The sequence below is a fragment of the Acinetobacter sp. WCHAc060025 genome (assembly GCF_004209355.1).
In the GTDB taxonomy this organism is placed as follows: Bacteria; Pseudomonadota; Gammaproteobacteria; order Pseudomonadales; family Moraxellaceae; genus Acinetobacter; species Acinetobacter wuhouensis.
Genome location: NZ_SGSX01000044.1, coordinates 1 through 5,752, shown reverse-complemented (window position 1 = coordinate 5,752; position 5,752 = coordinate 1). Strand labels below are relative to the sequence as shown.

6 protein-coding genes are annotated in these 5,752 nt (G+C 36.7%); 5 read left to right on the top strand and 1 reads right to left on the bottom strand.

The annotated features are described in order from the left end of the window. Positions 1-160: 160 nt before the first annotated feature. Positions 161-814, top strand: a complete 654-nt coding sequence (locus EXE09_RS18365) for a hypothetical protein (RefSeq protein ID WP_005086345.1) — start codon at positions 161-163, stop codon at positions 812-814. Positions 815-838: 24 nt separating this feature from the next. On the opposite strand, the gene EXE09_RS18360 is transcribed toward EXE09_RS18365, so the two are convergent. Beyond that, positions 839-1,213 carry a hypothetical protein gene (locus EXE09_RS18360; RefSeq protein WP_086322809.1) on the bottom strand — a complete coding sequence of 125 codons (375 nt, stop codon included), beginning with the start codon at positions 1,211-1,213 and terminating at the stop codon, positions 839-841. A 258-nt stretch (positions 1,214-1,471) separates the two neighbouring features. On the opposite strand from EXE09_RS18360, the gene mobQ reads away from it, so the two are divergent. The 4 genes from mobQ (at position 1,472) to EXE09_RS18880 (ending at position 5,543) form a co-directional block, all read left to right on the top strand. After that, positions 1,472-3,223: a MobQ family relaxase gene (gene mobQ / locus EXE09_RS18355; protein ID WP_228200239.1), complete on the top strand. Its 1,752-nt coding sequence runs from the start codon at positions 1,472-1,474 to the stop codon at positions 3,221-3,223. 637 nt (positions 3,224-3,860) lie between these two features. Next, positions 3,861-4,811 carry a replication initiation protein RepM gene (repM, locus tag EXE09_RS18350; protein WP_002011663.1) on the top strand — a complete coding sequence of 317 codons (951 nt, stop codon included), beginning with the start codon at positions 3,861-3,863 and terminating at the stop codon, positions 4,809-4,811. Continuing rightward, complete coding sequence (locus tag EXE09_RS18345) at positions 4,804-5,379, top strand: plasmid replication DNA-binding protein (RefSeq protein ID WP_002011656.1); 576 nt, start codon at positions 4,804-4,806, stop codon at positions 5,377-5,379. The genes repM and EXE09_RS18345 overlap by 8 nt, the downstream gene beginning before the upstream one ends. A 20-nt stretch (positions 5,380-5,399) precedes the next feature. Beyond that, positions 5,400-5,543, top strand: a complete 144-nt coding sequence (locus EXE09_RS18880; protein ID WP_001125247.1) for a hypothetical protein — start codon at positions 5,400-5,402, stop codon at positions 5,541-5,543. Positions 5,544-5,752: the final 209 nt, after the last annotated feature.

Sequence of the window (5,752 nt, the reverse complement as noted above, 5' to 3'; positions counted from 1 at the left end):
TGCTTTTGTTAGAACCCATTCAAAATGTCTATATTCTCACCAATAAAAATGTCCACTTTTAGAATATGCGCTTTTGCGATTTTCTTATCGGACGGTTTAATATGTTGGTGTCTATATCGGATAAACTAATATTCTTTGCATTACGTCTACTGATAAAAATATGTATAACGTTCATCCAAGTGAAAAACTAATTCACGCTTTCCGCCAAAAACCTTATCAGGGATGTTGTCCTACTCAAGCAGAGTTTTTATTTATTGGCTTAGATGCCAATTACGCTCCCAATATTGAAGAACAAAAAATATTTTCTAAAATCATTGAATATCATGAGGATGCTATTTCATTTTGGCAGAAATACAATGTACATCATCCTTTTTTATTAGATGGATATAAAGGAGATGGGCGAAAATATCATAAAGAATTTTCAAAAATTAGACTTTCTTGCAAAGATGCTTCTCGTATTTCATTTATCGAGCTTCTTCATCTTCCCACAACTGGTAGAAATGATTTGAAAAGCTCTGATCTTGATAAAAATCATCTACAATACATTCATAAAGCCATTTTTTCAGAACACACTAAAGCTGTATTTATCTCTGATGCTGTTTTTAAATTAATGAAAAAAACATCTATATTTTCATGGATGAATGATGCTAAACAAATAGAAGGACATACTCTTAAAGTTTTTCATGAAAAAAAACCTTTAATCTATAAGCATTTACATTTTTCAACTTATGGAAAGTTTCAAGCTCAAAAAGAGGAAGAGATAAAAGCAATTCATAATATTATTCTAAAATCAAACATCAGTGATTTAACATAAAATCTCTTATATGAAATTTAGAACTTATCCCTTAAAAAGATCATTAAAAAGCTCTTTATCTTTCTGTCTATTTTCTTCTGTCTTACTTTCCGCACTTAAAAACTGCTCAAAATCAGCCCATTGATGTTTAAAAGATTCATCATTTTTAAATTTATTCAAAACCCAAGCGCCAAGCAAAATTTTCCGTCTAGTTTCATTTTTCCGTTCTTGAGCTTTGGCTTCACTTAAAAGTTTTTGCTGCTTAAGTTTAAGCTCATTCTGTTTCTGTTTTGCCTGTTCTAAGATCTGCTCTTGTTCTTTTTTCAAATACTCAATTTGCTCTTGTAGAGATAACTTCTTCTGCTGTGCTTTAGTGAGCTTCTTTAAAACTGCATCTTTCTTTTCTTGAATATCTGACATAGTATTAAACCGTGATGATCAATAATCAAACATCATCATAGAGTCAAAAAACAAAGCGAGCAATATCAAACGTAGCGAAGCGGAGTTTTCCCGGAATGAAATGAAGGGCGCACTTACCCACTTTTCATCTTCGATAGAAAAGTGGACGTTGCGACAGGGGAAACCCCTGTACCCCATGACCTCGCTTTAGCATGGTCAGCAACTTTTTCAAAGTTGCAAAAATCAAAACCACGGTATGCAGAAATTTAGGTTTTTAAAGTGGCAATTTTTCATTTGAATGAAAGCAACATCTCACGAAGTGACGGACGTTCAGCCGTTGCTTGTGCTGCTTATCGTGCCTGTGAAAAACTAGAGGATCTGACTTTTGGAAAGACTCAGGACTACACTAAAAAAAAGGGACTTGAATACAAAAATATTTATGCACCAGAACATACCAATACAAAACTTTTAGACCGTCAAACACTTTGGAATACAGTAGAAAAAAAAGAATTCAATGCCAATGGCTCAATGAAAGCCAATGCACGACTCGCCAAAGAATATATCTGTGCTTTACCACATGAATTAACAGATGCAGAACGCATAAAAATCGTTGATGACTTTTGCCGAGACTTTGTGAACAAGCACAATGTTATTGTCGATGCCTGCATCCATGCACCACATGAACATAACGATGAAACCAATAATAAAAACTATCACGTACACATGATGTTCACTACCAGACTCATCAATGAAAAAGGCGAATTAGGAAAGAAACAAAGAATCTTCAACGACCATGGTCCCGAGATCCTGAAGGACAGCCGAGCAACTTTTGCCAATGTTGTAAATACAGTATTGGAAAATGCCGGGCTAGACGAACGCATCGACCACCGGAGTTACAAGGATCAGGGCTTAGACTTTCTTGAACCCACTCATCATGAAGGGCATGAAGCTACAGCACTTCGCAGACAATATGACGAGGAACAAAAAAGACCGCTTGAAGAACGTAACACTGAAATTGTGCTACCAAGAATTGCACTTGAAAATGATGCAATCAAAGCCAAAAATTTAGATGCTGCACGAGAATACCAACAGATCATCAAGGGCCTTGATCAAGAAATTATTGTTCCAAGTCGATTAGAAGATCAGATTACCCAGCTGGAAAACGAACTTCAGTTAACCGAAGCAGAAGAAAAAGAGCTTTTAGCAGAATTAGTAAATCTCAACCTAGAAGAAGAACGCCTGCAAGAACAACAGGTTCAACAGATCGACAACGCATATGATGACTTCATTCGGTGCCAGGATATTTATGCAGAATTTGCCAATCAGTTTTACACCATTCAAAGCAATGCTGCTGATAATCAAAAGCAGATTGAATCAAATCTCACCAAGACAAAACGATGGTTAGCAGAAAACAAAAGCGATTTTTACCTACATACCAATAATTTGTTTTATGACTCTTATCATCATACTTACAGAGATATAAAAAAACCTGATTTTTATGCGACTGAAAAATCAGTAGAACAGGCAAAAAATGAGAACTGGAGAGAATACGCAACCGAGGTCGAACAACTTGCTAAAGAATACGATATTGAGAATGTTGTCCAGCGCTTAGGCCAATGCTCAGAGATACTGGAAAATAATGGGATTGAACGACCAACGATAAAACCCTCGTTTTGGCAGAAGCTAAAACGAGAGTACGTTCATTCATTCGATACCCTACATGATTTTAATGATGATATGAGTCCCCTCCTTAAAGCAAAACGGGCAGATGATCTCAAAATTGAACAAGAAAGAATGCAGCAAGTACGCCAAGCGGAAGTAGATCGCCAACGAAGAATTGAAAATGATCGCAGAGAAAGTGAATTTAGAGAGCAATTACGTAAAGAACGAGAGCAAAAAGAACAACGCTATGAACAAGAAAGACACGAACGAGAACATTTGGCATTTTTAAAACGCCAAGAATTGGAAAAACAGCAGAAAAATGAGCCTAAAAAACCAGAAAATGAAAATAACAACGATTACCGACCTTGATGAATGCTGTTTAAACGCAAAAAAATAGGGTTTTTAGCGATGTTTTGCTAAACCACAGTAGATTTTATAGTTGAGTTAAGAAAAAACTCTTAAATCGCAAATGAGAGCATTTAGCGAGTGTCTACGAGCGAACTACAGGGATCTAAATTTTCTCACCTGTTTTTCCCTGATTACAGGCTCCCCTGTGTATCAAGAACTCAGAATCAGAGCATCCCGAATGGGTGCGAACTGATTACGGTGGCTTTATGTCGAGCGAAGCGAGTGAAAAAGTTCTATGAGCGAAGCGAATTCCTAGTTGCTTTTCTTTTTTAAAAAGTCACGAAATTTTAAGCCAAAAATTGCCCCTACGAACTGAGCGAAAGCGAAGTTCAATAGAGTTTGAGCGTAGCGAAAACATAGGGCAATTTTTCCTTGCCTGGGCTTTTAATTATTTTAAAGTTTTTAAATGCTTTTAGGTAAGCTGAAAGCCTTGTAAATAAAGGCTTCTAGACTTCATATGACACCGTTTACCTTGCAATATGACACCGTTTACCTTGCAATATGACACCGTTTACCTTGCAATATGACACCGTTTACCTTGCTTATAGCACTAAAATTAATTAAGGTGTCATAGCATAATAAATAATACTGGTGCTTCATGAGAGAGTTAGTTGTAAAAGACAATGCCTTAATTAATGCAAGTTATAACTTAGATTTAGTAGAACAACGTTTAATTTTATTAGCTATTGTTGAGGCAAGAGAAAGTGGGAAAGGGATTAATGCTAATGATCCCTTAACTGTCCATGCAGAAAGCTATATCAATCAATTTGGCGTACATCGCAATACCGCTTATCAGGCATTAAAAGATGCCTGTAATGATTTATTCGCAAGACAATTCAGCTATCAAAAAATAAATGAAAGAGGGAATATTGAGAACTATAGATCCCGTTGGGTTAGTGAAATTGGATATGTAGATAATGAAGCAGTGGTTAAGCTTATTTTTGCCCCTGCCATAGTTCCATTAATTACGCGCTTAGAAGAGCATTTTACTAAATACGAATTGCAGCAAGTTAGTAATCTCAGTAGTGCTTATGCTGTTCGTTTATATGAGTTATTAATTGCTTGGAGAAGTACGGGCTCTACTCCAATTATAGAGCTAAGTGATTTCCGTCAAAGAATTGGCGTACTCGATACTGAGTACAAGCGTATGGAACGCTTTAAAACTAGTGTACTTGAGCTCGCTATTAAACAAATTAACGAACATACAGATATCACAGTGAAGTATGAACAACACAAAAGAGGTCGATCAATTTCAGGATTTTCTTTTAACTTTAAACAGAAAAAGAAGGACAGCCCATCAATAGAAAGAGATCCGGATACTTTGGGTCTTTCTTCAAAGATGACCGATGCTCAACGGCATATGTTTGCAAATAAACTTTCCGAACTTCCTGAAATGGGTCGTTATTCCCAGGGAACTGAAAGCTATCCGCAATTTGCTATTCGTATTGCTGAGATGCTGCAAGACCCTGACCGAATAAAAGAACTATACCCATACCTAAAAAAAGTGGGATATATGCCATCAAATAAAAAGGACACCGTAAATGGCTAAGTTATCACTAAGTGAAGTATCTAAAAAATTTCATGTGGATAGATCAACCATTTACAGAGCTGTACGTAATGGACGTTTATCACGCTCCAGTGATGGACAATTCGATCTAGCAGAGGTCATCCGATGCTTTGGAGAACCTGAGCAAACATCTCAAAAAATTGAATCATCTAAGCAAGAAGGTGATGAATCTACAAAAAAACTTATTGCCCATTTAGAAAATGAAGTCAAAAAATACCAAGAACGTGAAGAACGGTTAATGCAACAAATTGACCGTATGCAAACACTCATTGAGCTGAAAAGTGTTGCTCCTGCCACAGCAGCACCACAACAAGATGCTACGGCATGCGACACCGACCTACCACAGCATGCGACAACACAACAAGACAATGATAATAAAAAGAATAATGAATTAAATATTGCAGAAAATGTGGCAGTGCCACAGCAAGAAACTACGGCATACCACACCCAAACGCTACAGCATGCCACGTTGCAAAATGTGGCAGTGCCACAACACAAAAAACGTGGCTTATTTGGCCGTGTACTGAATGCTGTTTTTGATCATGACTGAGCAATCAAGGGAGAGAGCTCATGCCGAAACTGAAAGATATTGCCCTGGGCATTATTGTGGCTCCGCTGCTGATCCCGATTATGCTGATTGCATCGTACCAGGATAAAAAGGCACTGAAGAAAGAGCTGGATGAACGCCAAAAAGAAAAAGACCAGGCATCCTGATTATTCAATTGAGCTAATCAAAAGCGTGGAACATTGATTAAAGATTAAGCGTGGAACGGTAGTATTCAACAAAAAAGCCGAACTCAGCTGAGTTCGGCTTTATGATATCAATTAACACATTGAATTATATAGATATAAAAAGAGCATTTCGTATAAGGTGTATTATGTTAATTTTAGAAAATCTTCACTACTATTATTTTAAAATAAGC